At 70.8% G+C, this 26,015-nt stretch carries 24 protein-coding genes and 7 tRNA genes; 11 read left to right on the forward strand and 20 right to left on the reverse strand.

Annotated elements, in window-relative coordinates:
• Together JD276_RS03125 and JD276_RS03130 are read left to right on the forward strand one after the other, a co-directional pair.
• On the forward strand, positions 1 to 309 hold the full coding sequence (locus JD276_RS03125; protein WP_200113831.1) for a Fe-S oxidoreductase: 309 nt from the start codon (positions 1 to 3) through the stop codon (positions 307 to 309).
• A complete protein-coding gene (locus tag JD276_RS03130) occupies positions 309 to 830 on the forward strand; it encodes a hypothetical protein (RefSeq protein WP_200113833.1) in 522 nt (173 codons plus the stop codon). The genes JD276_RS03125 and JD276_RS03130 overlap by 1 nt, the downstream gene beginning before the upstream one ends.
• A gap of 65 nt (positions 831 to 895) precedes the next feature.
• Here JD276_RS03130 and clpX read toward each other — a convergent pair whose 3' ends face one another.
• From clpX to JD276_RS03155, 5 genes are all read right to left on the reverse strand, one after another.
• Entirely contained in the window at positions 896 to 2,161 is a 1,266-nt protein-coding gene (gene clpX, locus JD276_RS03135; RefSeq protein WP_200113835.1) for an ATP-dependent Clp protease ATP-binding subunit ClpX, read from the reverse strand.
• A gap of 115 nt (positions 2,162 to 2,276) precedes the next feature.
• On the reverse strand, positions 2,277 to 2,948 hold the full coding sequence (locus JD276_RS03140) for an ATP-dependent Clp protease proteolytic subunit (RefSeq protein WP_200113837.1): 672 nt from the start codon (positions 2,946 to 2,948) through the stop codon (positions 2,277 to 2,279).
• Positions 2,949 to 2,974: 26 nt separating this feature from the next.
• On the reverse strand, positions 2,975 to 3,568 hold the full coding sequence (locus tag JD276_RS03145) for an ATP-dependent Clp protease proteolytic subunit (protein ID WP_233615263.1): 594 nt from the start codon (positions 3,566 to 3,568) through the stop codon (positions 2,975 to 2,977).
• Between the two features lie 214 nt (positions 3,569 to 3,782).
• On the reverse strand, positions 3,783 to 5,315 hold the full coding sequence (tig, locus tag JD276_RS03150) for a trigger factor (RefSeq protein ID WP_200113839.1): 1,533 nt from the start codon (positions 5,313 to 5,315) through the stop codon (positions 3,783 to 3,785).
• Positions 5,316 to 5,383: 68 nt separating this feature from the next.
• Positions 5,384 to 5,458: transfer RNA gene (locus JD276_RS03155), tRNA-Pro, on the reverse strand.
• Between the two features lie 218 nt (positions 5,459 to 5,676).
• On the opposite strand from JD276_RS03155, the gene JD276_RS03160 reads away from it, so the two are divergent.
• Positions 5,677 to 5,747, forward strand: a tRNA-Gly gene (locus JD276_RS03160).
• Here the strand turns inward: JD276_RS03160 and JD276_RS03165 are convergent.
• The 8 genes from JD276_RS03165 to recO all read right to left on the reverse strand — a co-directional run bounded on the left by JD276_RS03165 (position 5,719) and on the right by recO (position 13,488).
• Positions 5,719 to 6,321: a gamma carbonic anhydrase family protein gene (locus JD276_RS03165; RefSeq protein WP_200113840.1), complete on the reverse strand. Its 603-nt coding sequence runs from the start codon at positions 6,319 to 6,321 to the stop codon at positions 5,719 to 5,721. The genes JD276_RS03160 and JD276_RS03165 overlap by 29 nt on opposite strands.
• Positions 6,322 to 6,429: 108 nt before the next feature.
• Positions 6,430 to 6,502 (reverse strand) — tRNA-Asn (locus tag JD276_RS03170).
• A gap of 93 nt (positions 6,503 to 6,595) precedes the next feature.
• On the reverse strand, positions 6,596 to 7,444 hold the full coding sequence (locus tag JD276_RS03175; RefSeq protein ID WP_200113842.1) for an ABC transporter ATP-binding protein: 849 nt from the start codon (positions 7,442 to 7,444) through the stop codon (positions 6,596 to 6,598).
• Between the two features lie 94 nt (positions 7,445 to 7,538).
• A complete protein-coding gene (gene dnaG / locus JD276_RS03180; protein WP_200113843.1) occupies positions 7,539 to 9,431 on the reverse strand; it encodes a DNA primase in 1,893 nt (630 codons plus the stop codon).
• Positions 9,432 to 9,442: 11 nt separating this feature from the next.
• Complete coding sequence (locus JD276_RS03185; protein ID WP_200113844.1) at positions 9,443 to 10,723, reverse strand: deoxyguanosinetriphosphate triphosphohydrolase; 1,281 nt, start codon at positions 10,721 to 10,723, stop codon at positions 9,443 to 9,445.
• Positions 10,716 to 11,945, reverse strand: coding sequence for a tRNA dihydrouridine synthase DusB (gene dusB, locus JD276_RS03190; RefSeq protein ID WP_200113851.1), 1,230 nt, complete (start codon positions 11,943 to 11,945; stop codon positions 10,716 to 10,718). The genes JD276_RS03185 and dusB overlap by 8 nt, the downstream gene beginning before the upstream one ends.
• A gap of 24 nt (positions 11,946 to 11,969) precedes the next feature.
• Complete coding sequence (locus JD276_RS03195; protein WP_200113855.1) at positions 11,970 to 12,755, reverse strand: isoprenyl transferase; 786 nt, start codon at positions 12,753 to 12,755, stop codon at positions 11,970 to 11,972.
• A 10-nt stretch (positions 12,756 to 12,765) separates the two neighbouring features.
• Entirely contained in the window at positions 12,766 to 13,488 is a 723-nt protein-coding gene (gene recO, locus JD276_RS03200; protein WP_200113857.1) for a DNA repair protein RecO, read from the reverse strand.
• 29 nt (positions 13,489 to 13,517) lie between these two features.
• Here recO and JD276_RS03205 point away from each other — a divergent pair, with 29 nt between their 5' ends.
• A complete protein-coding gene (locus tag JD276_RS03205) occupies positions 13,518 to 14,333 on the forward strand; it encodes a trimeric intracellular cation channel family protein (protein WP_372432809.1) in 816 nt (271 codons plus the stop codon).
• Here JD276_RS03205 and ruvC read toward each other — a convergent pair.
• The 4 genes from ruvC to thrS form a co-directional block, all read right to left on the reverse strand.
• Positions 14,330 to 14,920, reverse strand: a complete 591-nt coding sequence (ruvC, locus tag JD276_RS03210) for a crossover junction endodeoxyribonuclease RuvC (protein WP_200113859.1) — start codon at positions 14,918 to 14,920, stop codon at positions 14,330 to 14,332. The two genes, JD276_RS03205 and ruvC, sit on opposite strands and share 4 nt — an antisense overlap.
• Positions 14,921 to 14,942: 22 nt before the next feature.
• The gene (locus tag JD276_RS03215) at positions 14,943 to 15,707 is read right to left on the reverse strand and encodes a YebC/PmpR family DNA-binding transcriptional regulator (RefSeq protein ID WP_200113860.1); all 765 of its coding nucleotides are present in this window, start codon (positions 15,705 to 15,707) and stop codon (positions 14,943 to 14,945) included.
• Between the two features lie 55 nt (positions 15,708 to 15,762).
• The gene (locus JD276_RS03220) at positions 15,763 to 16,263 is read right to left on the reverse strand and encodes an HIT family protein (RefSeq protein WP_200114015.1); all 501 of its coding nucleotides are present in this window, start codon (positions 16,261 to 16,263) and stop codon (positions 15,763 to 15,765) included.
• Between the two features lie 65 nt (positions 16,264 to 16,328).
• On the reverse strand, positions 16,329 to 18,347 hold the full coding sequence (gene thrS / locus JD276_RS03225) for a threonine--tRNA ligase (protein WP_233615264.1): 2,019 nt from the start codon (positions 18,345 to 18,347) through the stop codon (positions 16,329 to 16,331).
• Between the two features lie 44 nt (positions 18,348 to 18,391).
• On the opposite strand from thrS, the gene JD276_RS03230 reads away from it, so the two are divergent.
• Positions 18,392 to 19,192, forward strand: a complete 801-nt coding sequence (locus JD276_RS03230) for an AAA family ATPase (RefSeq protein ID WP_200113862.1) — start codon at positions 18,392 to 18,394, stop codon at positions 19,190 to 19,192.
• 124 nt (positions 19,193 to 19,316) lie between these two features.
• Here JD276_RS03230 and JD276_RS03235 read toward each other — a convergent pair.
• The 3 genes from JD276_RS03235 to JD276_RS03245 form a co-directional block, all read right to left on the reverse strand.
• Positions 19,317 to 19,388, reverse strand: a tRNA-Val gene (locus tag JD276_RS03235).
• 27 nt (positions 19,389 to 19,415) lie between these two features.
• Positions 19,416 to 19,486 (reverse strand) — tRNA-Cys (locus JD276_RS03240).
• Positions 19,487 to 19,528: 42 nt separating this feature from the next.
• Positions 19,529 to 19,604, reverse strand: a tRNA-Gly gene (locus JD276_RS03245).
• A 185-nt stretch (positions 19,605 to 19,789) separates the two neighbouring features.
• Here JD276_RS03245 and JD276_RS03250 point away from each other — a divergent pair.
• From JD276_RS03250 to JD276_RS03275, 6 genes are all read left to right on the forward strand, one after another.
• The gene (locus JD276_RS03250; protein WP_200113866.1) at positions 19,790 to 20,806 is read left to right on the forward strand and encodes a hypothetical protein; all 1,017 of its coding nucleotides are present in this window, start codon (positions 19,790 to 19,792) and stop codon (positions 20,804 to 20,806) included.
• Positions 20,807 to 20,913: 107 nt separating this feature from the next.
• Positions 20,914 to 20,989: transfer RNA gene (locus JD276_RS03255), tRNA-Val, on the forward strand.
• A gap of 95 nt (positions 20,990 to 21,084) precedes the next feature.
• Positions 21,085 to 21,888, forward strand: coding sequence for a DUF1206 domain-containing protein (locus JD276_RS03260; RefSeq protein WP_200113867.1), 804 nt, complete (start codon positions 21,085 to 21,087; stop codon positions 21,886 to 21,888).
• A gap of 57 nt (positions 21,889 to 21,945) precedes the next feature.
• On the forward strand, positions 21,946 to 22,650 hold the full coding sequence (locus JD276_RS03265) for an NAD(P)H-hydrate epimerase (protein ID WP_307866420.1): 705 nt from the start codon (positions 21,946 to 21,948) through the stop codon (positions 22,648 to 22,650).
• Positions 22,651 to 22,794: 144 nt separating this feature from the next.
• Complete coding sequence (locus JD276_RS03270; RefSeq protein WP_200113871.1) at positions 22,795 to 24,243, forward strand: purine-cytosine permease family protein; 1,449 nt, start codon at positions 22,795 to 22,797, stop codon at positions 24,241 to 24,243.
• Positions 24,236 to 26,002 carry an adenine deaminase C-terminal domain-containing protein gene (locus JD276_RS03275; RefSeq protein ID WP_200113873.1) on the forward strand — a complete coding sequence of 589 codons (1,767 nt, stop codon included), beginning with the start codon at positions 24,236 to 24,238 and terminating at the stop codon, positions 26,000 to 26,002. Before JD276_RS03270 ends, JD276_RS03275 begins: the two co-directional genes overlap by 8 nt.
• Positions 26,003 to 26,015: the final 13 nt, after the last annotated feature.

Here is a 26,015-nt window from a genome sequence, read left to right on the forward strand (position 1 = left end):
GTGCGACTCGGTACGCGCTGGGGTGCGGGGACTCCCCCGCACCCCAGCGTGCCCTCCGCCCTGCACGAGGCCATCGCGACGCAGGAGGCCCGGTTCCCCGAGGCCGCGTCCTGGACGCTCACCTGGCTCGAGGGTCGGCCGCGCTGCGAGCTCGACGGCGAGGTGCTCGTGTCGCTCGACCCGGCCGGCCGGGTCGTCGTGAGCGCCCCGCCGCGCGCGGGCGAACCGGGCGCGACGGGACCGACCGCCGGCGGACCGGGCGCCGCGGAGTGGGAAGACGACGATTCCGACGACGATTGGCTGACCTGATGCACCGCACGAGCGGGGGCGGAGCAGCCGCCCCGGGCAGGCGCGGAGCGCGCCTGGCGGCCGCCGCGACGGGCGTCGCCCTGGCACTCTGCCTCGCCGCCTGCGCACCCGAGCCGGGCGATGTCGCCGGCGCCCCCGACAAGGGCAGCGAGACCCCGAACGGCGAGAGCAGCTGGGGCGAGACCGGATCGGAGGACCTCGCGCCGAAGCAGACGGAGATCCCGCAGAGCTTCCCGCGGGACGCCTTCCCGATCCCCGAAGGGGCGGTCGTCGACGACACCGGCGAGCGGAGCGCGGATCAGTGGTTCGTCGTGCTCAGAGCGGCGGATCCCGCCGATGCCGACGCGCTCTGGTCCGAGATCGTCGCCGCAGGCGGCTTCTCCGTGGGCGACGAGCAGGAGACCGTCGAGGGCGGCCGAATCGCGACGCTCGAGAGCGCGACGCTCTCGGTGCAGGCCATCACGATCCCGCAGAGCGACGACTCGATGCTGCTGAGCTTCGACCTGAGCCGCATCGGATGACTCGAACCGGCTGAGCCGGGCTCGCAGCGGCCGAGGCTCCGCCGGAGCGGGCGGATCCTCCGCCGTCAGGCGGAGCGTTCCGCGCGGGCGCGGAGCACCCGGGGGTGCGCCTCGCCGAGCACCGACTCGCGGGTCACGATCACCCTGGCGACCTCGTCGTTGGAGGGGACGTCGAACATGACCGGCGCGAGGATGTTCTCGAGGATCGCCCTCAGGCCGCGGGCGCCGGTCTTGCGCGCGACGGCCATCTCGGCGATCGCCTCGAGCGCGCCGTCCTCGAACTCCAGCCCGACGCCGTCGAGCTCGAACATGCGCTGATACTGCTTGACGAGCGCGTTCCGCGGCTCCACGAGGATGCGGGTGAGCGCGTCGACGTCGAGGGGGTCGACGGTCGCCACCACGGGGAGCCGGCCGATGAACTCGGGGATCAGCCCGAACTTGTGCAGGTCTTCGGGCTGCACCTCGGCGAAGAGGTCGGCGTCGTCGCGCTTGCTCGCCATGGGGGCCCCGAAGCCGATGCCGCCCTTGCCGAGCCGCCCGGCGATGATCTCCTCGAGCCCGGCGAAGGCGCCCGCGACGATGAAGAGCACGTTCGTCGTGTCGAGCTGGATGAACTCCTGGTTGGGGTGCTTGCGCCCGCCCTGCGGCGGGATGGAGGCCACCGTCCCCTCGAGGATCTTGAGCAGCGCCTGCTGCACGCCCTCCCCCGAGACGTCGCGGGTGATCGACGGATTCTCGGCCTTGCGGGTGATCTTGTCGATCTCGTCGATGTAGATGATGCCCGTCTCGGCGCGCTGCACGTCGAAGTCGGCCGCCTGCAGCAGCTTCAGCAGGATGTTCTCGACGTCCTCGCCGACGTAGCCGGCCTCGGTGAGGGCCGTCGCGTCGGCGACCGCGAAGGGCACGTTGAGCTGGCGGGCGAGCGACTGCGCCAGATAGGTCTTGCCGCAGCCCGTCGGCCCGAGCATGAGGATGTTCGACTTCGCGATCTCGACCTGCTCTGCCGCCGCCTCCGCGCTGGTGAGCTTCTGCATGGCGCGCACGCGCTTGTAGTGGTTGTAGACCGCGACCGCGAGGGAGCGCTTCGCGCGATCCTGGCCGATCACGTACTGATCGAGGAACTCGGCGATCTCGCGCGGCTTGTGCAGCGAGAACTCCGTCGACTCGGGCTCGGCGTGCTCGGCCATGCGCTCTTCGATGATCTCGTTGCAGAGGGCGACGCACTCGTCGCAGATGTAGATCTGCGGGCCGGCGATCAGCTGCTGCACCTGCTTCTGCGACTTCCCGCAGAAGGAGCACTTCAGCAGATCACTGCTCTCGATCTTCGCCATCCGCGATTCCTCCCAGCATCATCACGTGTTCGCTGCACACGAGCCTATCCGCAGCCACCGACATTCGACGACGGCACGCCGCGGGCCCCGAGGCGCTCCCCGGGGCCCGCCTCGGCTACTCCTGAGGCAGCACCGGCTGCGGGTTCTTGCGGCTCGTCAGCACCTGATCGACGAGTCCGTACTCGAGCGCCTCCTGGGCTCCGAGGATCTTGTCGCGATCGATGTCGCGGTTCACCTGCTCGGGCGTGCGCTTCGAGTGCTTCGACAGCGTCTCCTCGAGCCACTCGCGCATGCGCAGGATCTCGCGCGCCTGGATCTCGATGTCGGACGCCTGCCCGTGGCCGGCCTGCCCGGTCGAGGGCTGATGGATCAGCACGCGGGCGTTCGGGAGCGCCAGGCGCTTGCCCGGCGTGCCGCCGGCGAGGAGCACGGCCGCGGCCGAGGCCGCCTGCCCGAGGCACACCGTCTGCACGTGCGGTCGGATGTACTGCATCGTGTCGTAGATCGCCGTCATCGCGGTGAAGGAGCCGCCGGGCGAGTTGATGTACATGGTGATGTCGCGCTCGGGATCCTGGCTCTCCAGGACGAGCAGCTGCGCCATGACGTCGTCGGCGGAGGCGTCGTCCACCTGCACCCCGAGGAAGATGATGCGATCCTCGAAGAGCTTCGCGTAGGGGTCCTGACGCTTGAACCCGTACGCGGTGCGCTCCTCGAAGGACGGCAGGACGTAGCGGGACTGCGGCATCGCCACGCCGGATCCGCCCGACTGCGGCATCTCTGCATTCATGTGTGGATGATTCACTTTCTCTCGACCTACTTGCCCGTGCCGCCGCCGCCGACGACGTCGCTCGCGGAATCGCGGATGAAGTCGACGAACCCGTACTCGAGCGCTTCATCGGCGGTGAACCAGCGGTCGCGGTCTCCGTCCTCGTTGATCTGCTCGACCGACTTGCCGGTCTGGGCGGCGGTGATCTCCGCGAGACGGTTCTTCATCGAGATGATCAGCTCGGCCTGGGTCTGGATATCGCTCGCGGTGCCGCCGAAGCCGCCGTGCGGCTGGTGCAGCAGCACGCGCGCGTTCGGGGTGATGTAGCGCTTGCCCCTGGTGCCCGCCGTCAGCAGGAACTGCCCCATCGAGGCCGCCATGCCGATGCCGACGGTGACGATGTCGTTGGGAACGAACGACATCGTGTCGTAGATGGCCATGCCCGCGGTGATGGAGCCGCCGGGCGAGTTGATGTAGAGATAGATGTCGGCCTCGGGATCCTCGGCCGCCAGCAAGAGGATCTTGGCGCAGATCTCATTCGCGTTGTCGTCGCGAACCTCGGACCCCAGCCAGATGATGCGATCTTTCAGCAGCCGCTCGAACACGCTGTTCTGCGGCGACTGTCCTGCCTGTTCTGCCATTCGGCGCTCCATTCGATTCGGTTACTACGAGGCTACCCACTCGCGGCCCTGCGTACGCCCGTGTTCGCCGTGGGCGCATGCGGAGAGCGATCCGGTGCCCCGGGCCGTGCGCCGTCGTCGGGATCCGCGCGAGGCGGCCGCCCGGCCGGCCCGAAACGGGACGATCCCCCGCCCCGGAGAAGCGGGGCGGGGGATCGTCGGGAGAATCGGCGGGTTACTCCGCGGTCTTCTCGGCCTCGGCGGCCGCCTTCTTGGCGGCGCGGGTGGCGGCGGCCTTCTTCGCAGCCGCGGAGCGGGCGGCCTTCTTCGCAGCCTCCGCGTCCTCGTCGGCCTCCTCCGTCTTCGCGGCCTTCTTGGCCTTCTTCGCCGGCGCCGCGGGGGTCTCCGCGGCGGCCTCCTCGGCGGGAGCCGGCTCCGCGCTCTCGGCGGGCGCCTCGGAGCCCTCCTCGTCGCCCTCCTCCTCGCTGTCGTCGACGGCGGTGAACTCGCTCAGATCGACGGCGTTGCCGTCCTGATCCACGACCTTGGCCTTCGCGAGCGCCACGGCGAGGGCCTTGTTGCGGGTGACCTCGCCGAGGATCAGGTTCATCTGCCCGCCCTGGCTGATCGCCTGCAGGAACTGCGCGGGCTCCATGCCGTACTGCTGAGCCGACTGGAAGATGTACTGGGACAGCTCGGCCTGGGTCGGGGTGACGCCCTCGGCCTCGACGATCGCGTCGAGCAGGAGCTGCAGCTGCAGCTGCTTCTCGGAGGAGACGCGGACCTCCGCGCGGTGCTCGTCGTCCTCGAGGCGGCCCTCGCCCTCCAGGTGGCGGTGCACCTCCTCCTCGACGAGCTCCTCGGAGACGGGGATGCCGGCCTGCTCGATCAGGGTCTCGGTGAAGAGGTCGCGCGCCTGCTGGCCCTGCGCGAAGACCGCGGCGCGGACGGCCTGATCCTTCAGGCTGTCGCGCAGCTCCTCGATCGTGTCGAACTCGCTCGCGAGCTGCGCGAACTCGTCGTCGGCCTCGGGCAGCTCGCGCTCCTTCACGGCCGTGACGGTGAGCTCGACCTCGGCGTCCTGACCCTCGTACTCGCCGCCGAGCAGCTGCGAGGTGAAGGTCGTCGTCTCGCCGGCGGTGAGCGTCTCGACGGCCTCGTCGGTGCCCTCGAGCAGGTTGCCCGCGCCGACCTCGTAGGAGACGCCCGAGGCCTGGTCGACCTCGTTGCCGTCGATCCGGGCGACCAGATCGAGCTCGACGAAGTCGCCCTTCGCGGCGGGGCGGTCGACGGTCACGAGGGTGCCGAAGCGCTCGCGGAGCTTGTCGAGCTCGGCGTCGACGGCGTCGTCGCCGAGCACGGCGTTGTCGACCTTCAGCTCGAGGCCCGCGTAGTCGGGCAGGGTGAACTCGGGGCGGACCTCGACCTCGAAGACCAGCTCGAGCTCGCTCTGCTCGTCCTTGGGATCGATCCACTTGGCGACGTCGGCGGTCGGGCGGCCCATCGGGCGCTCCCCGGACTCGGCGAGGGCGGCCTGGTAGAACTCGTCGAGCGAGGAGTTCACGGCCTCCTGGATCACGGCCTCGCGGCCGATGCGCTGGTCGATGATGGGGGCGGGAACCTTGCCCTTGCGGAACCCGGGGACGGAGACCTGCTCCGAGATCGTCTGGTACGCCTGCTTGAGGTGCGGCTCCAGCTCGTCAAGAGTGATAGCCACGTTCAGCTTGACGCGGGTCGGAGTGAGCTTCTCAGCGTTCGTCTTCGGCAATTTGGCCTCTCAGATTTCGGATTCGTGCGGGGTGTGCAGCGTGAGACGGACCAGACGACTGATCCGAGTCGGGGCGACAGGATTCGAACCTGCGACCTCCCGCTCCCAAAGCGGGCGCTCTAGCCAAGCTGAGCTACGCCCCGAAACCACTGTCGGTTCGGTCACCTCGTGCGCGTTCCGCGTACGCGAAACCACCCAAGACGTGGACAACCTTAGCAAGTCTAGCCGAATCGGCCCCGCCACCGGGTTCGCGCGGCGATCCATGTCGCGCAGGGCGGCGGTGCGCCGGCGACACGCCTGCGCAGCGTGCGGGCGCCGAGGGCACTCTCGATGCACTATGCTTGGGGAGGTGCGTTCGCACGGGGATGTAGCTCAATGGTAGAGCCTCAGTCTTCCAAACTGATTACGCGGGTTCGATTCCCGTCATCCCCTCCGTGTCGAGAGGCCCCGCTTCGAGGAGCGGGGCCTCTTCGCGTCTCCGCTCCTCCGTCGCGGCGCGGTGGGAGCCGGTGTAGCCCAGGTAGCGCTCCGCGTTGCGGAGCAGCCCCGCGCGCTCCTCGTCGCTCAGGGCGCGCACCACGCGACCGGGCACGCCCGCGACGAGCGATCCCGGCGGGATCGACGCCCCCTGCGGCACGACGGCGCCCGCGGCGACGAGCGTGCCCTCGCCGATCACCGCGCCGCTCAGGACGGTGGCGTTCATCCCGATCAGGCACCCGTTCCCGACCGTCGCCCCGTGCACCACGGCGCCGTGCCCGACGGAGACGTCGTCGCCGACCACGGCGGGGGCGCCACGATCCGCGTGCAGCACGACGCCGTCCTGCAGGTTGCTGCGCGCGCCGACGCTGATCGAGTCGGAGTCGCCGCGCAGCACGGCGTGGTACCAGACGCTGCATCCGTCCCCCAGCGCCACCGCCCCGACGACCACGGCTCCCGGCGCCACCCAGGCGGACTCCGGGACGCGGGGACTGCGCTCCCGGTCGAGTGCGATGACCGTTCCACCCATGTTCGAGACTCCTTCGCCCTGCCGCGGCACCTTCGCCTGCCCGTCCGCGAGCGGCATCGCTCGGGATACGGCGAAGCCCCCGTCGAGACGACGAGGGCTTCGGGATCGCTCCCCGACTTGGACTCGAACCAAGAACCTGCCGGTTAACAGCCGGCTGCTCTGCCAATTGAGCTATCGAGGATCATCGCTTGCGCAACTCATTCATAGTAGCAAGCCGCGAAAAGCCGATGCAAATCGAGACACGCCGACCCGGCCCGACCGTCGCGTCTCCGGCTCACTCGTCGGCGATCTCGTCGTAGGCGGTCGCCCGCAGCGCCTGGGCGAGGCGCTGCACGTAGCCGTGATCGGCCTGGCGGAAGATCTCGTTGATGTCGCCCTGACCGATCAGGCGCCCCTCCTGGAGCACCAGCACCTCCTGGACCAGGGCCTCGAGCATGCCGATGTCGTGACTGATGAGCACCATCGTCGCGGCGCTGCGTTCGCGGTACCAGCGGAGCAGCTCGACGATGCGGGGTCGGTTGTTGGCGTCGACGCCCAGGGTCGGCTCGTCGGCGAGCAGCACGGGCGGATCGAGGATGAGGGAGCGCATGACGGCCACCCGCTGGCGCTGCCCCTTGGAGAGCTCGTACGGATAGCTCTGCAGCTTGCTCAGCGGCAGCGCCACGATGTCCATCATCTCGGCGATCCGCTCGCCCAGCTGCTCCCGGTCGAAGTTCCTGCTGCGCTCGACGATCGGCTCGAGCAGGATGTCCCCGACGTTCTTCTCGGGGGGCAGCGTCGCCCCCGAATCCTGCGCGAGGAACCCCACGTACGCCGTGAGCTTCGTGTAGGAGCGCCGGCCGAGGCGCCGCAGGGAGACCCCGAGCACCGAGGCGTCGCCGCCCGTCGCCTTGATCCTCGCCGACTTCTCGCCGGCGTCCCTCGCGCGCCCCGCGAGGAAGCGGGTGAGGGTGGACTTGCCGGATCCGCTCTCGCCGAGCAGCGCGAGCACCTCGCCGCGTGCGATCTCGAAGCCCACGCCCTCGACCGCGTGGAAGGCGCGCCCGCCCGCGTGGGCGGGGTAGGCCAGCGAGAGATCGGAGACGCGGATCGCGGGGTCGCTCGTCAGTATCGGATCGGCCAACTCGTCGTCCCCTTTCGAACGGTGTGCCGCTCGCATCGGGACAGGTGCGCGAGCGGCGTCGGACTCGGGAAAAGCCTAGGGCATGCGGCTCCGCCTACTCTTCGCGCAGTCCCCGGCGAGCCGCTTCGAGCGCGACGAGCTGCTCCTGGATCCGCCTCGATCCCGGGTCCGCGGGATCGCCGATGCGCTGCATCCTCGCCACCAGCTCCCCCTTCAGCGAGAGCAGATCGCGGTCGAGCAGCGAGATCACCACGTCGCGCGAGTACGCGGCGAGCTGGCTCGCGTTGCGCTGCGGCATCGGGGCCATCGCGAGCTCTCGGACGAGCCCGCGGATCGCCTCCGGCGCCTCGGCGAGCACGCGGTCGAGCCATCCGGGCGTGCCCAGGGCGGGCAGCGCGGCGCCGACGGCGTCGCGCACGGCGCGCAGGCTCGGCTCCGAGACCTGCGCGGTCACGGCCTGGGCGAGCAGGTCGGCGCCCACCGACTCCCCCTGCTGCAGCATCGCCATCAGCGCGTCCCGCTCGAGCCACGTGCTCGGCGCGTGGGCGAGCGTCGCGAGGCCGATCCGCGGCGCCGGCGCCGGTTCCCGGCCGCCCCCGTCGACCCCGGCCCCGCGGTCGCCGCCGGCGCCCTGCGGCGACCGCGGATCCGGCTGCCGCCCCCGTACGGCGCCGGCCTCCGCAGCGCGCACGGCGCGCTGCACCTCGCCGAGGTCGCTGCCGAGCATCCGGGCCAGCTCCCGCGAGTACCCGGGGCGCAGAGCGGGATCCTTGATCTCGGCGATGATGGGCGCCGCCCGCCGCAGCGCCGCGACCCGGCCCTCGACGGTGTTCAGGTCGAACCGGGAGATCGCCTGGCGCAGCGCGAACTCGAAGAGCGGCACCTTGCGGTCGAAGAGCTCCCGGACCGCCTCGTCGCCCCGGTGCAGCCGCAGGTCGCTCGGATCGAGCCCGTCGGGGGCCACCGCGACGTAGGTCTGCGCGGTGAAGCGGCGCTCCTCGCTGAACGCGCGCAGCGCGGCCTTCTGGCCGGCCTCGTCGGGGTCGAACGTGAACACCACCTCGGCGGCGGCGTCGTCGCCCATGATCCTGCGCAGCACCGAGATGTGGTCCTTGCCGAACGCCGTGCCGCAGGTCGCGACCGCGGTCTCCACTCCGGCCAGGTGGCACGCCATCACGTCGGTGTACCCCTCGACGACGATCGCGCGGTGCCCGCGGGAGACCGCGCGCTTGGCGAGGTCGAGGCCGTAGAGCACCTGCGATTTGTGGTAGACCGGCGTCTCCGGCGTGTTGAGGTACTTCGGCCCCTGGTCGTCGTCGTAGAGCTTGCGGGCGCCGAAGCCGAGCGTCTGGCCGCTCGTGTCCCGGATCGGCCAGACGACGCGCCCCCGGAAGCGGTCGTACACCCCCCGCTGCCCCTCGGACACGAGCCCCGCCTGGGTGAGCTCGACCGGTGTGAAGCCCCGACCCCGCAGGTGCTTCGTGAGGGAGTCCCAGCCGCGCGGGGCGTACCCCACCCCGAATCGGTCGCACGCCTCGCCGTCGAAGCCCCGGCGGGCGAGGAAGTCGCGGGCGAAGGATCCCTCGTCCCCCGCCAGCTGCTCCCGGTAGAAGGCCGCGGCCTCCTGGTTCGCGGCGAGCAGCCGGGCCCGGTTCGGGCCGTCGTCGCGGCGGACGCCGCCCTCCTCGTAGGTGAGCACGTAGTTGATGCGGGCCGCCAGGCGCTCGACCGACTCGGTGAAGCTGAGGTGGTCCATGCGCTGCAGGAAGGTGAAGGCGTCGCCCGACTCGCCGCAGCCGAAGCAGTGGTAGTAGCCGAGGGCCGGGCGCACGTGGAAGCTGGGGCTGCGCTCGTCGTGGAACGGGCAGAGCCCCTTCATCGAGTCGATGCCCGCGTTCTTCAGCGCGACGTAGTCGCCGACCAGATCGGCGAGATTGACACGGCGCTTCACCTCTTCGATGTCGCCCTGCCGGATCCGCCCTGCCATAGCTAGGAAGTTTAGACCAGCGGCACGTCGCAGAGCCGCCGGTACCAGGCGATCGCCGACTGGTCCGTCAGCGAGGCGACCTGATCGACCACGGCCCGCTTGGCGTCGGCATCCGACGAGGCCGCCCGCAGGTCCGCGGCGAAGGGCGGCTCGAGCTCGCTCTCCCCCGCCTCCCACAGCGTGTCGAGCAGCTCCGTCAGCAGGTCGCGCTGACGCTGGTAGGTCGGCTGCCGGCGTCCGCTCGCCATCACGAAGGCGGCGACGATGCCCTTCAGCACGGCGATCTCGGCGCGCACGTCCCGCGGCACGATGACGTCGGCCCCGTAGCGCGCGAGCGGGCGCCCGTCCGCCTCGGCGAGCGTCGCGTCGATCGCGGCGCCGGCGAAGCGCCCGATCATCTCGCTCGTGAAGTTCTTCAGCTGCGCCTGGTCGCGCCGCGAGCCCTCCCACCGCGTCAGCCAGGTCGAGGCGCCGGCGATGCGGTCGAACGCCGCCCCGAGCTCGTCGCCCGAGAAGGAGCCCCCCGCCCACTCCGACACGGCGCGGATCAGCGAGTCGTGGCCTGAGCGCGAGGTGAGGATCTCGGGGTCGATGTGCTCGCTCACCACGGCGTCCTCGAAGTCGTGCACCGAGTAGGCGACGTCGTCGGAGAGATCCATCACCTGCGCCTCGGCGCACTTCCGGCGATCGGGCGCGCCGGCGCGGAGCCACTCGAACACGGGCGCGTCGTCGGCGAAGTAGCCGAACTTGGCGCGCCCCTCCCCGGGGTCGCGCTCGGCCGCGTCGAGCGCCCAGGGGTACTTGCAGCTCGCGTCGAGCGTGGCCCGGGTCAGGTTGAGGCCGACGCTCCCGCCGTCGGGCGCGAAGCGCTTCGGCTCCAGCCGGGTGAGCACCCGCAGCGTCTGCGCGTTGCCCTCGAACCCGCCGGCGTCGGCCGCCCAGTCGTTCAGCGCGCGCTCGCCGTTGTGGCCGAACGGCGGGTGGCCGAGATCGTGCGCGAGGCAGGCGGTGTCGACGACGTCCTGCGCGAGGCCCAGGGCCACGGCGAGCTCGCGGCCGATCTGGGCGACCTCGAGCGAGTGCGTCAGCCGGTTGCGGGCGAAGTCGATGCCGGCGGTCGGGCTGAGCACCTGCGTCTTCGCGGCGAGCCGCCGCCAGCCGCTCGAGTGCAGCACGCGGGCGCGATCCCGGGCGAAGTCGCTGCGCCGGCTGCGGTGATGCTCGGGCACGAAGCGCTCGGCGTCGCGGTCGGAGTACCCGGGGGGCAGCGCCGCCGCCGGAGCCTCAGCCACCGTCGGAGCCCCCGTCGACGCGCTCGCCCTCCGCGACGGCCGCGCGATCGGCGCTGTCGCTCTCGCGGCTGTCGAGCCAGCCCATGGGCAGGATCGGCCGCTTCGGGCTGCCCGCGCGACCCCTCGGGCCCTCGGCGCCCTCGCCCGGATACGGCATCGCCGGATCCATCGTCTCGAAGATCTCGTCCATCTGCTCGAGGGACTCGACCATCGCCAGGGCGCGACGGGTGTCGCCGCCGACCCCGTAGCCCTTGAAGTACCAGGCGACGTGCTTGCGGATGTCGCGGCAGGCGCGGTCCTCCTCGCCGTCGAAGAAGTCGACGAGCAGCTCGGCGTGCCGACGGAGGGCCGTCATCACCGCGCCCAGCGCAGGCCTCGCGGTGGCGGCGCGCGCCTCGTCCCAGCCGATCTCCCCCGCCTCTGCGCGGAACGCGGCCGCGAGGTCGCCGAAGAGCCAGGGGCGGCCGAGGCAGCCGCGTCCGACCACGACGCCGTCGCAGCCCGTCTCCCGCACCATGCGGAGCGCGTCGTCTGCCGACCAGATGTCGCCGTTGCCGAGGATCGGCACGCTCGTGATCGCCTCCTTGAGCGTGGCGATCGCCGACCAGTCGGCATGCCCGGAGTAGAACTCGTTCGCCGTGCGGCCGTGCAGCGCGATCGCCGCGACGCCCGCGTCCTCGGCGGCCTTCGCCGCGTCGAGGTAGGTGAGGTGATCGGCGTCGATGCCCTTGCGCATCTTCACCGTCAGCGGGATGTCGCCGGCGGCCCGCACGGCCTGCTCCACGATCGAGCGGAAGAGGTCGCGCTTCCAGGGCAGCGCCGATCCCCCTCCCCGGCGCGTCACCTTCGGCACGGGGCACCCGAAGTTGAGGTCGATGTGGTCGGCGCGATCCTCGTCGACGATGAAGCGCACGGCGTCCGCGACGGTCCTCGGGTCCACGCCGTAGAGCTGGATCGACCGCGGGGTCTCGCTCTCGTGGTGCTTGATGAGGCGCATCGATGCCGGCGTGCGCTCCACGAGCGCCCGGCTCGTGATCATCTCGCTGACGTACAGGCCCGCGCCGTACTCGCGGCAGAGCCGGCGGAACGCGGTGTTCGTGATGCCCGCCATGGGCGCGAGGACGACGGGCACGTCGAGCTCGATCGGCCCGATCCGCAGGCGGGACGGCGCCGAGGCCGCGGCGGACGGCCGGTCGGGGCGTGTGAGGGTCTGGGAAGTCATCCTTCCCATTCTCTCACGGCGGGATCAGCCCTCCGAGGGCGTGTCGACGGCGCCGCCGTAGCGGCGATCCCTCGACTGGTAGACCCGGATGGCGCGCCACAGCTCCCGGCGCCCGAAATCGGGCCACAGCGTGTCGAGGAACACCATCTCGGCGTAGGCCGACTGCCACAGCATGAAGTTGCTGATGCGCTGTTCGCCCGAGCTGCGCAGGAACAGGTCGACGTCGGGCAGCTCCGGCACGTACAGGTGCTTCTGGATCGTGCGCTCCGTGATGCCGCCGGGCGAGAGCCGCCCGACCTCGACCTCCTCGGCGATCCTGCGCATCGCGTCCCTGATCTCCGTGCGGCCGCCGTAGTTCACGCACATCGTGAGCGTGAGGCCCGTGTTGTGCGCGGTGACGCGCTCGGCGGTCTTCAGCTCCGAGATCACCGAGCCCCAGAGCTTCGGGCGCCTGCCGGCCCAGCGCATCCGCACGTTCCAGGCGTGGAGCTGCTCGCGGCGCCGGCGCAGCACGTCGCGGTTGAAGCCCATCAGGAAGCGCACCTCGTCGGGGGACCTGCGCCAGTTCTCGGTCGAGAAGGCGTAGACGCTGAGGTGCTGCACTCCGGCCTGGATGGCGCCGGCGACCACGTCGAGCAGCGCCTGCTCGCCCATGCGGTGCCCCTCGACGCGCGGCAGGCCGCGCCGGTTCGCCCACCGGCCGTTGCCGTCCATCACGATGGCGACGTGCTTCGGCGCGGGGCCTGCGAATTCGGGGGGCGTCTCGCCCGTCCAGTCGACGGGCACCAGTTCGTCGGGCGCGCGGTGCATAGCGATCAGCCTATCGTCGCGACGGCCCCAGGGAGCGCAGGCCGCGTTCGAGGTGCCACTGCGTGTAGGCCGACACGATGCCGGCGGCCTGGCCCTGCTCGCGCGCGCCGGCGCCCAGCGCGGCGTCCCAGTCGCCGGCCAGCAGCGCCGAGAGCAGGGCGACGGCGCCCGTGTCGAGCCGAGGGGCGCCGGGAACTCGGCAGGTCTCGCACACGACGCCGCCGAGCTGCACCACGACCAGCGTGTGCGGCCCGGGTGCACCGCAGCGCACGCACTCCTCGAACCCCGGGGTCCAGCCCGCGAGCCCCATCGCGCGCAGCAGGTAGCCGTCGCGCACGAGGCCGGCCGGGATCTGCGCCGCGGCGAGCGTGCGCAGCGCCCCCACCAGCAGGTGGTACTGATGCGGAGTCGGCCCGCCCTCGCTCAGCCGCTCGGCGGTCTCGACCATGACGCTGCCCGCGCGGTAGCGGTCGTAGTCGGCGCTGATGCGGGGTCCGTAGGCGCCGAGGGTCTCGGCCTGGGTGATGGAGTCGAGGGTGCGCCCCTCGTAGCACTGGATGTCCGCGACCATGAAGGGCTCGAGGCGGGCGCCGAACTTCGAGGAGGTGCGCCGCACGCCCTTGGCGACGGCGCGCAGCAGCCCCCTCCCCTGGGTCAGCATCGTGACGATCCGGTCGGCTTCGCCGAGCTTGTGGGTGCGCAGCACGACACCCTCTTCGCGGTACAGGGGCACCCCTCAAGTATCGCGCACCGGGAGCTCGCGTGCGCGAGAATGGACGGGTGCTGCTCGACGAGACCTTCACCATCCCGCTCGCCGCGGATCTCACCGCGGTAGCCGTCGGCAGCCTCCAGGGCGCGCTGTTCGCGGCGGGCTTCAAGCGCCTCGATCTGCTGGGCGTCGCCTTCATCGGCATCGCGTCGGGCGTCGGGGGCGGATTCCTCCGCGACATCCTGCTCGGGGTCACGCCGGCCGCGTTCTCGAACGACCTGTACCTGCTCGTCGCGACCGGGGCCGCGTTCATCGGCATGCTGCTCCCCCGCCTGCTGCAGCGGGTCGACCCCGTCGTCACCCTCCTCGACGCGATCAGCATCGGCATGTTCGGCGCGATCGGCACGACCAAGGCGCTCGCCTTCGGACTCCCCGTCGTCCCCGCGCTGTTCATCGGCATGGTGTCGGCGGTCGGCGGCGGCGTGCTGCGCGACGTCATGCTGAACATCCCGATCGCCGTCATGCACGTCGGATCGCTCTACGCCTTCGCGAGCCTCGCGGGCGTGGCCGTGCTCTCGGTGCTGGTCGCGTTCGGGGCGCCCGTCGTGGTCGCCGGTCTCGTCTGCGTCGTCGTCACGGCCGTGGTGCGGCTGCTCGCGGTCCGCTTCGGGTGGAGCCTCCCCGAGCAGCGGGCGCTGAGCAGGATCCGCCTGCGCAGGCAGCGCCAGGTCGAGGAGGCGATCGAGGAGGCGCTCCACACGGGCGCCATCACGCTGCCGGTCGATCTCCCGGATGATCCCGAGGGCCGCGACGGACCCGAAGACCCCGACGGCCCCGACGGCGGGAGGCCCGGACGCGGGCGGAGCTAACCGCGGGCCCCGCGGCGCAGCCCGGATCTCCGCTCGGCCTCGCGCCACGCCCGCTGGGCCGGCGTCTCCGCGGACGGCGCGGCACCCGGGCCGAGGCGGTCCGCCGTGCCGCCTCGGCCGAGGTGCCAGGCGTGGGTGATCGCGAGGGCGAGCGCGTCGGCCGCGTCGGCGGGCTTCGGCGGCGCGGCGAGACGCAGCAGCCGCGTCACCATCGTCGTCACCTGCGCCTTGTCGGCGCTGCCGTAGCCGGTGACCTGCGCTTTCACCTCGTTCGGGGTGTAGAGGGCGACCGGGATCCCCCGGTGCTCGGCCAGGTACATCACGACGCCGCTGATCTGGGCCACGCCCATGACGCTCGGCAGGTTGTCCTGCGCGAACACCCGCTCCAGCGCGATCGCATCGGGCTTCTCGCCGTCGAGCAGCCGCTCGATCCCGGAGCCGATCCGGTGCAGCCGCTCGGGCAGGCTCGCGCCGGCCGCGCTCGTCATCACCTCGACGTGCTCGAAGGTGACGCGGCGGCCCGCGCCCGCGGTCACGACGCCGATCCCGCACCTCGTCAGGCCGGGGTCGATGCCGATGATGCGCACGCGGGCCTCCCGTCGGCCGGGCCTACTCGTCGTTCTCGAGCTCGGCCTGCACCTCGGGCGTCAGGTCGAAGTTCGAGAAGACGTTCTGCACGTCGTCGCTGTCCTCGAGGGCGTCGATCAGGCGGAACACCTTGCGGGCGGTGTCGGCATCGATCTCGACCTTGAGGTTCGGCACGAACTCGGCGTCGGCCGAGTCGTAGTCGATCCCCGCGTCCACCAGGGCGGTGCGGGCGGCGACCAGCTCGGAGGCCTCGGTCAGCACCTCGAACGCCTCGCCGTTGGGGGTCGGGGTGACCTCCTCGGCGCCGGCCTCGAGCACGGCCAGCAGCACGTCGTCCTCGGTCGTGCCCTCGGCTGGCACGGTGATGACGCCCTTGCGCGCGAAGTTGTAGGCGACGCTGCCGGGGTCGGCGAGGGTGCCGCCGTTGCGGCTGAGCGCGGTGCGCACCTCGGCCGCCGCGCGGTTCTTGTTGTCGGTGAGGCACTCGATCATGAGCGCGACGCCGTTCGGGCCGTAGCCCTCGTACACGATGGTCATGTACTCGACGGCGTCGCCGTCGAGTCCGGCGCCGCGCTTGATCGCGCGATCGATGTTGTCGCCGGGGACCGAGTTCTTCTTCGCCTTGTGCACGGCGTCGGCCAGGGTCGGGTTGCCGGCCAGGTCGGCTCCGCCGATGCGGGCCGCGACCTCGATGTTCTTGATGTACTTGGCGAAGGCCTTGGCGCGCTTCGCGTCGATGACGGCCTTCTTGTGCTTGGTCGTCGCCCACTTGGAGTGTCCGGACACGGTTGCTCCTCTTTTCCTAACGTTGCATCGGTGAGTAAGTGTAGATCGCGGCCGCTCAGGCGGGTCCGGGGTCGACGGGCCAGGCCGCCGCGATCGCCTCTCGCACGTCGCCCAGCAGCTGCGGCAGCGCCTTCGTCTTCGCGATGATCGGGAAGAAGTTCGCGTCCGAGGCCCAGCGCGGGACGACGTGCTGGTGGAGGTGGGCCGCCACGCCGGCGCCCGCGATCTGCCCCTGGTTCATGCCGATGTTGAATCCGTGGCAGTTCATCACCTGCCGCGCGACGCGCATGGCGGTCTGCGTGAGCTCGCCGATCTCGACGGTCTCCTCCGGCGTGGCGTCGTCGTAGCTCGAGAAGTGCCGGTACGGGCACACGAGCATGTGCCCGTTGTTGTACGGGAACAGGTTCAGCAGCACGTACGCGTGCCGGCCGCGTGCGACGATCAGCGCGTCCTCGTCGCTGCGGCCCGGCGCGGCGCAGAACGGGCAGTCGTGCTCGTCGGGCTGGTGCGCGTCGGCGACGTAGACCATGCGGTGCGGAACCCACAGCCGCTGCATGTCGTCCGGGGTGCCCACCGCCCCGCTCTCCGGGATGCGCTCCGCCTCGGCACCCTCCCCGTCGACTACTCCGCCCACGCCGTCGACACCTGCTCGTGGTTCTCGATCGACCGGACGATCCGCTCGATCGCCTCGTCGACCGGCACGCCGTTGAGCTGCGACCCGTCGCGGAAGCGGAAGCTGACGGCTCCGGCGGAGCGATCCTCCTCGCCCGCGATGAGCTGGAACGGCACCTTGGCCTTCGTGTGGGTGCGGATCTTCTTCGGCATGCGGTCGTCGGAGTGGTCGACCTCGGCGCGCACGCCGCGGGAGCGAAGCTTCGCGACGACGTCGTCGAGGTACGGAGCGTACTCCTCGGCGACCGGGATGCCGACCACCTGCGTGGGCGACAGCCAGACGGGGAACGCGCCGGCGTAGTGCTCGAGCAGGATCGCGAAGAAGCGCTCGACCGAGCCGAGCAGGGCGCGGTGGATCATCACCGGCTGCTTGCGCGTGCCGTCGGCGGCGGCGTACTCGAGCTCGAACAGCTCGGGCTGGTTGAAGTCGAGCTGCACCGTGCTGAGCTGCCAGGTGCGGCCGATCGCGTCGCGGGCCTGCACCGAGATCTTGGGGCCGTAGAAGGCGGCTCCGCCGGGATCCGCGACCAGCTCGAGCCCGGACTCCTCGCCCACCTGGCGGAGCGTCTCGGTCGCCTCCTCCCACTGCTCGTCCGTGCCGACCGACTTCTCGGGATCCCGCGTGGAGAGCTCGAGGTAGAAGTCGTCGAGACCGTAGCCGCGCAGCGTCTCGAAGACGAACTCGAGCTGGCGCTTGATCTCATCCTTGACCTGTTCGTCGGTCACGTAGATGTGCGCGTCGTCCTGGGTGAGGCCGCGCACGCGGGTGAGGCCCGAGAGCGTGCCGCTCTTCTCGTAGCGGTAGACGGTGCCGAACTCGGCGAGGCGCAGCGGCAGCTCGCGGTAGCTGCGGGCGCGGGCGCGGAAGATCAGGTTGTGGAAGGGGCAGTTCATGGGCTTCAGGTAGTAGTCCTGGCCCTGCTTCGTCACGTGCCCGGTCTCGGGATCCCGCACCTCGTCGAGGTGCATGGCCGGGAACATCCCCTCCCGGTACCAGTTGAGGTGCTGGCTCGTCTCGAAGAGCGTGCCTTTGGTGATGTGCGGGCTGTTGACGAGCTCGTAGCCGTTCTGCAGCAGCTGATCGCGCATGAACGACTCGATCTCGTGCCGGATGATGCCGCCCCGCGGGTGGAAGACCGCGAGGCCCGAGCCGATCTCGTCGGGGAAGCTGAACAGGTCGAGCTCGACGCCGAGCTTGCGGTGGTCGCGCTTCAGCGCCTCCTCGATGCGGGTCTGGTAGGCCCGCAGCTCGTCCTTGGCGGGCCACGCGGTGCCGTAGATGCGCTGCAGCATGGGGTTCGCCTCGCTGCCGCGCCAGTAGGCGCCGGCGCTCCGCATGAGCGCCCACCCGTTGCCGATCATGCGCGTGCTCGGCAGATGCGGGCCGCGGCAGAGATCCTTCCAGCAGACCTCGCCGGTCTTCGGATCCACGTTGTCGTAGATCGTCAGCTCGGCGCCGCCGACCTCCACGTTCTCGTTGTCGTCGCCCGTACTGCCGCCCTTGAGCCCGATGAGCTCGAGCTTGTAGGGCTCGCCCGAGAGCTCCGCGCGGGCCTCGTCCTCGGTGACCACGCGGCGCACGAAGCGCTGGCCCTGCTTCACGATCTTCTGCATCTCGGAGGAGATCGCCTTGAGATCGTCGGGGGTGAACGCCTCGGCGGGGTCGAAATCGTAGTAGAACCCGTCGGTGATGGGCGGGCCGATCCCGAGCTTGGTCTCGGGATTGATGCGCTGCACCGCCTGCGCGAGCACGTGCGCCGCGGAGTGGCGGAGGATGTTCAGCCCGTCCTCCGAGTCGATCGCGACGGGCTCCACCGTGTCGGCGTCGGTCACCGTCGCCGCGAGATCCGTGAGCTCGCCGTTGACGCGCATCGCGACGATCGAGCGATCGGTGAACAGGGAGAAGCCATCGGCCACAGGTGGACTCCTTCGGGATGGAATGACTGACTCCACGAGTCTAGTCGGCATGCCGCTCCCGTTCCGCTGTCGGCGGCTCGGGCTAGCCTGAGGCCATGGATCGGAGAGCGAATCGGGGCGCCGCCGAGGATCGCGACGCCGCCGAGTGGCAGACGGATTCCCGCTCGATCAGGCGCGTGCACGTCTTCGCGGACGCCCGCATCGACGAGCGGGCCTGGCCCGCGACCGTGCCCGCCGTGCGCGCGTTCCTGGACGGCATCGCGGAGCGCGATGGCTGGGAGTTCTCGCCCGGGGTGACCTTCCTCGTCGGAGAGAACGGCTCCGGCAAGAGCACCCTCCTCGAGGGCATCGCCGAGGCGGCCGGCCTGCCGCCCGAGGGCGGCAGCACGAACGGGGGCCGGTCGACCTGGCGGACGGAGTCGCCGCTCGGCGAGTGGTTGCGGATCGAGCGGGGGCTGCAGGGCACGAAGTGGGGGTTCTTCCTCCGGGCCGAGACGATGCACGGGTACTACTCGTACCTCGAGGACCTCGGAGGTCCTGGGCCGGCGCTCCACCGGATGAGCCACGGCGAATCCTTCAACGAGATCCTCGCGGAGAAGCTCGACCCCGAGCAGTTCGTGACCGGCCTCGCGCTGCTCGACGAGCCGGAGGCCGGGCTGTCCTTCTCGTCCCTGCTGAACCGGCTGACGGCGCTGGACCGCATGCGCGAGCGGGGCACGCAGGTCGTCTGCGCGACGCACTCCCCCGTGCTCACCTCGCTGCCGGGCGCCACGATCCTCGAACTCGGCGAGTGGGGCATCCGGGAGGCCTCGTGGGAGGATCTCGAACTGGTGCAGCACCACCGTCGCTACCTCGAGGCGCCGGAGCGGTACCTCAGACACCTGCTGGACGGGTGAGCGGACGCCCGGCGGCCTGCGCCATGGCCCGCGCAGGAGATTTCGGGGTATCTTCAGCGGCACCGCGCCGCGTGGAGACGGGCGGAAAACAAAAACCCCCGGCATGACCGGGGGTTTCTCTCTGTGCGCGATACTGGGATCGAACCAGTGACCTCTTCCGTGTCAGGGAAGCGCGCTACCGCTGCGCCAATCGCGCCTGTTCAGGCTATTCAGTTGTGCGACGAGGTGGCGACGGGATTCGAACCCGTGTATACGGCTTTGCAGGCCGCTGCCTCGCCTCTCGGCCACGCCACCGGAGTGGTTGACACCACAAGCGGCCGAGAAGAACTCGGCCACTGGAGCGGATGACGAGACTCGAACTCGCGACCCTCACCTTGGCAAGGTGATGCGCTACCAACTGCGCTACATCCGCACGATCACCCCGGCTCCGCGTTTCCGCTGCGCCCTGGCGACCTGTATTACTTTAGGCGAGGTTCGGCCCCCGGCGCAAATTGGGGTCGGATCCCCGGGCGTGGCGACCGTTCCTTCGGCATATCCGCGCCGTTTTTCCGCCGTATGGATGGCGTTCGGGGAGCCCGTCCGACCATACTTGTCTGCATGGGGGGCAAGGCGCGCAGGGTCGCGAATCGAATTCTCGGGTGCGCCGTGCTCCTCGCGCTCCTCGTCGTGGGCGGGCTCGCCTTCACCCACCGGCAGGCGATCTCCGACCACTTCAAGGCGCAGGGCTTCGAAGCCTCGGAGGAGGTGTCCTCGCTCGTCGATCGGCTGGATCTGACCGACGCCGGTCGACGGATATTCCTCGCCTCGCACCCCACGCTCGACGCGAGCCAGGGGTTCAACGAGCAGTGCGCCAAGGTCGACCACTCGGAGCAGGGCCACGTGCTGGGCTGCTATTCGGGTTCCGCCATCCACCTCTTCGCGGTGACCGACGAGCGGCTGGACGGGATCGTGGAGGTGACGGCCGCGCACGAGCTGCTCCACGCCGCGTACGAGCGCCTGGGGGCGGGCGAGCGCGACGCGCTCTCCCGGCAGCTGCTGGACGCCTACGAGTCGCTGGCGGAGGAGGACCCGGAGCTGGCCCGGAGGATGGAGGTCTACGAGCACCTGTCCGACGCGGCGTTCGCGAACGAGCTGCACTCCGTGCTCGGCACGGAGGTGCGGAAGCTGCCGCCTCGACTCGAGGAGCACTACCGGCAGTGGTTCGGCTCGCGCGAGCTGATCGTCGACTTCTTCGACGCGTACCACGGCGTGTTCTCGGAGCTGCAGACCCGAGCCGAATCCCTGCAGGCCGAGCTCACGGCCCTGAGGGAGGATGTCGAGCGGCGCAGCGCCGAGTACGACGCGGCCGTCGAGCGGTTCAACGCGGACGCGGCGGAGTTCCAGCGGCGCAATGAGGCGCTCGAGTTCTCCGACGAGCCGGAGGAGTTCGACCGGATCTACGCCGACCTCGATCAGCGCCGGGCCCAGCTGGAGGCGACGCTCGCGGGGCTGCAGGCCGACATCGCGCGCTACGAGACGCTGCGAACCGAGCTCCAGCAGCTGAACCAGACCAGCAACGAGCTGGATCAGCACCTGAACAGCGACCTGGCCCCACCCTCGACACGCCCGGGGTAGAGCGGCGCCGGCCCGCAGGATCACGCGGAGAACCCCGGCGGTGTCACTCGGGGGTCGGGATCCGTGTATGATCGATCAGGTTGGTGCGCGAGGGATCGCGGATCCACGGGCGATTGGCGCAGTTGGTAGCGCGCTTCCTTCACACGGAAGAGGTCATCAGTTCGAGTCTGGTATCGCCCACCACACGGAAAGGCCTCCTGCCGAGCGGCAGGAGGCCTTTCCGCTGCGGGCGGCCGGTCTTCGGAGCCGATGAGGAGCGAGCCCGGTACGCTCGTACCGTGCACCGCTCCGTCAAGTCCGCCGCCCGCTCGGCGGAAGGCTCCTCCGCGCTGCGCGTCCTCGCCCGCGGGGGCTACGTCGCGAGCGGCCTCATCCACATCATCGTCGGGGTGCTCGCGATCGCCGTGGCGTGGAGCGGGCACGGCGAGAGCGACCAGGCCGGCGCGCTCACCGCGATCGCCTCGGCGCCGCTCGGCTTCGCCGCGCTCTGGGCGCTCGCGCTCCTGCTCTGGGCGCTCGGCGTCTACCACGGGATCCACGGAGTCGCCCTGCGCATAGACGGGCGGATGCGGCGCTGGGGACGCAGGGTCGCCGAGTGGGGGCAGGCCGTCCTCTTCCTCGCGATGGGAGTCATCGCGGCCGCGGTCGCGCTCGGCGCGCGCCCGGACCCCGACCAGAGCGCCCAGGAGGCGAGTCGGAGCCTGCTGACGGTTCCGGCCGGACCTCTGCTGCTGGCGGCGATCGGCATCGCGATCGGCATCGGCGGCGTCGTCTGGGTCGTCATGGGATTTCGCCGCAGCTTCCACGCGAGGGTCACCTTGCCTGCGGGCACGAGCGGGCACGCGATCTCGGCGCTCGGCGCCGTCGGCTTCGTGGCCAAGGGGGCGGCGCTCCTCGTCGTGGGGGCGCTCTTCGTGATCGCGGCGCTCCGCGCCGATCCGAATTCGGCCGGCGGCCTCGACGCGGCCATCGAGTCCATTCGCGAGCTTCCGTTCGGGCCCGTCCTCGTCACCGCCGTCGGGGCGGGTTTCCTCGCCTACGGGGTGTTCTGCGGGTTCCGCGCGAGGTACGCCGACCTGTAGCGCAACCCGGCCGATGCGAGACTGGACTCAGGACCGCGACGACGTGCAGGAGGCCCCGTGAGCGCGAACCCGGACCGGAGCAGGACCGTGCCGACCTACCGCGCCGAGCAGGTGCGCGCGGCGGAGGCCCCGCTGCTGAACGCGGGCGCGCCCCTCATGCGCCGCGCCGCGAGCGCGCTGGCGCGGATCGTCGGAGAGCGGCTCGGCGATGGCGAGCGCATCCTCGTGATCGCGGGCAGCGGCGACAACGGGGGCGACGCCCTCTTCGCGGCGGCGCTCCTCGCGGAGCGGGCGGAGGTGAGCGTGCTGCGCGTCTCCGACCGCGTGCATCCCGAAGCGTTCAGCGCGGCCGAGTCCGCGGGCGCCCGCGTCGTCGACCTCGCGGAGGCGCGAGCCTCCGCTCCCGGGATCGTCATCGACGGGATCATCGGACTCGGCGCTTCCGCGGACCCGGCGCTCAGAGGGCGGGCCAGAGCGGCCGTCGAGGCGCTGCTCCCCCGCCTGCGCGACGAGGGGACGCGGGTGATCGCGGTGGATCTCCCCAGCGGTCTGCACCCCGATACCGGCGCGGCGGACGATGTCGTCCTCCCCGCGGCGCTCACGGTCACGTTCGGCGCCGTGAAGCACGGGCTCGCCGCTGCCCGCGGCCCCGAACTCGCGGGCGAGATCGTGCTGGTCCGCATCGGGTTGGATGATCAACTGGCGGGGGTCCGTCCGGAGGGACAGGCCACCGTGTCGGCGGTCATCGAGGTGGGCGGCTGACGGCGGGCCCGCCGTCTTTGGACTTTCCCCCGTCGTTCCCTAAACTGAGTTGGCCAGGCGCCCGACGAGTCCTTCGCGACCGTGCGCCGTGCGCGGACCCCAACCCAGTTCGGCTGGGCACCTCTCACAACGCAGGAGACATCCATGTCAGGTCCCGTCGAGCAACGCGGAATCGATCTCGTCCCACTCCAGAATCGCTACGGCAAGCCGCGCGACCTCTTCTTCCTCTGGGCCGGAACCACGACCAACATCTACACCGTCACCTACGGCGCGCTGCTCGTACTGGTCTTCGGGCTGTCATTCCCCCAGGCGGTCATCGCGATCGTCGCGGGCAACATCCTCGCCTACCCGCTGCTCGGCCTCACCTCGCTGCAGGGCCCCACGACGGGCACCACCACGATGACGATCTCCCGCGCCTCGCTCGGGCCGAACGCGGCGCGCGTCAACGGCGTCTTCTCCTGGCTCATGCTCATCGGCTTCCAGGCCGGCGGCCTCATCCTCGTCTACTACGCCGTCGACGCCCTGCTCGGCTTCGCGGGTCTCGCGGTCGACGGCGCACTGCAGATCGCGCTGATCGCCCTGCTGGGCGTCATCCAGATGCTGCTCCCGCTCTTCGGGCACCGACTGCTCATGGCCGCGCAGAAGTACGCGACCGTGGTGTTCGCCGTCGCCTTCGTCGTGCTCGCGGTGCTCATCGTCCCGCAGATCCGCCCGGACAGCGCCGACGTGCCGTTCAGCATGATGGGCATGATCTCGGCGATCGCGCTCGTCGTCGTCTCCGGCGGACTCTCCTGGGCGCCCTCCGGAGCGAACTTCTCGCGCTACCTCCCCGCGGAGTCGAACCCGAGGAGCATCGCCCTGTGGGCGGGCCTCGGCGGCTTCCTCCCCTACGTGCTGCTGCAGACGCTGGGCGCCGGCATGGCGACCGTCGCGGTCGACGACACGATCGACCTCACCAACCCGCTCGCGATCCCCGCGATGCTGCCGACGGCCTTCGCCGTGCCGTTCCTGCTGCTCGTCGTCGTCGGCCTGATGGTGCAGAACAGCACGAACATCTACTCCTCCGGCCTGAATCTGCAGACCGCGGGGATCCACGCCCCGCGCTGGCTCATCGTCATCACCGACACCGTCGCGTGCGTGGTCATCGCCGTCATCGCCGTCTCGCAGTCATCCTTCTACGAACTGCTCAACGCCTTCGTCGCGTCGCTGAGCATCTGGCTCGCGCCGTGGGTGACCATCTACCTGATCGACTGGATCATGCGCCGGGGCCGTTACCGCCTCTCGGGTCTCGCGAACGAGCGCGGCGGCGTCTACTGGGGCACCGGCGGCGTGCGCTGGCCCGGCTTCATCTCGCTCGTCGTCGGCATGGTCGCCGCGGCGCTCTGCGCCAACACCGGCACCTTCGTCGGCCCCGTGACGCAGCTCTTCTCCCCCGACGCCCCGGCCTACGCGCCCGACCTGAGTATCATCGTCGGGATGGTCGTCTCGGGCCTGCTCTACGCGATCCTGAACCGTACGGATCCCACCCTGCAGGCCTCTCCCGAGCACGCCCACCCCGGCACCGCACACGACGAGGAGTTCACCCATGCCTAACCGCCGCCTTCTGGATGTGGCCTACGGCCGCGCGCACGCGGACACGATCATCGACAACGGCCAGCTGGTCAACGTCATCACCGGCGAGATCTACCCCGCCTCCGTGGCGATCGCCGACGGCAGGATCGCGGCGGTCGGCGACGTCTCCGCGCAGCGCGGGCCCGACACCGAGATCATCGACGCGGAGGGCCGCTACCTCACCCCCGGGCTGATCGACGCGCACCTGCACATCGAGTGCTCGAAGCTCTCGGTGACGATGTTCTCCGACCTCGTCTCGCGATACGGCACGACCTCCGCCATCTCCGGCCTCGACCAGATCCTCGTCACCAACGGGATCGAGGGCGTCAAGGAGTTCCTCGCGGAGACCGAGGGCGGCTCGATGCGCGTCTGGTGGGGCGCCCCCGCCAAGGCGCCGTACACGGTGCCGGAGTCGAACGTCGGCTACCGGTTCGCGGTCGAGGACCACGAGCAGGTGCAGCACATGCCCGAGTGCGTGGGGCTCTGGGAGACCGTGCAGGAGATGGTCGAGTACGGCGACGAGGAGGTGCTCACCGCGATGGACATGGCGGAGCGCAACCGCCTGCGCGCCTTCGGTTGCGCCCCGCTCGTCGACGCCCGCCGCGTCGCGGGCTACGCCGCCTCCGGCGTCGCCCTCTGCCACGAGTCCTACTCGCCCGAGGAGGAGCTCGAGAAGATCCGCAACGGCATCGACATCGTGATCCGCGAGTCGGTGGCGGCTCCGATGCTGCGCGAGAACATCAAGCTGATCACCGAGATGGGCGTGCCGTCGGATCGCGTCGGCTTCTGCACCGACGACGTGACCGCCACCGACATCCTGGGCCGCGGCCACCTCGACTACGTGGTGCGCCTCGCCGTCGAGTGCGGCGTCACGCCGATGCAGGCGATCCAGATGGCGACCGTGAACACGGCTCGCATGTACCGTCTCGACGACAAGATCGGAGCGATCGCCCCGGGGCGCTTCGCCGACATCCTGTTCGTCGACTCGCTCGACGACTTCCGCCCGCAGACGGTCATCACCGACGGCCGCGTCGTCGCCCGCGACGGCAGGCCGGTGGCGGATCCGGTCGCCCCGGAGCGCTCGGAGGCGCTGCTGAGCACCTTCAAGCTGGGCGAGGTCGCCGCGGATCGCCTGAAGGTCCGCGTGCCCGAGGGCGCGAGCGCCGCCGAGGTGCAGACCATCGTGCTGTCCAAGGACGTGGCGTTCAAGCGCGCCGGCAATCGGGTCGAGCTCGCCGTCGCCGACGGCGTGGTGGAACCGGATCCCGAGCAGGACACGATCCTGCTGGCCGTCGCGGAGCGCTTCGGCAAGACCGACAACCTGCCGGTCGCCTTCGTGCAGGGCTTCGGCCTGCGCAAGGGCGCCATCGCGACCTCCGCCTCCCCCGACGACAACAACATCGTCGTCGCGGGGGTGACGAGCGAGGACATGGCCTTCGCGATCAACGAGGTCGTGCGCATGGGCGGCGGCCAGGTCGCCGTGGCCGACGGCGAGGTGCTCGCCGCGCTGCCGCTCCCCATCGGCGGCGTGGTCGCCGATCTCACGGCCGAGCAGATGGCCGCGAAGGAGGAGGAACTCGACGGCGCCGCCCGCGAGCAGCTGGGCTCCGAGCTCCCCTCCCCCTTCGGCCAGCTCCTGTTCCTCTCGATCACGGCGATCCCCGACTGGGCGATGACCGACCTCGGCCTGATCGACTGCATCGATTTCACGGTCGTCGACCCCGTGCTCTCCACGCGGTAGCCCCCGCACGCAG

Source organism: Leucobacter chromiisoli (assembly GCF_016522505.1).
Lineage (GTDB): Bacteria > Actinomycetota > Actinomycetes > Actinomycetales > Microbacteriaceae > Leucobacter > Leucobacter chromiisoli.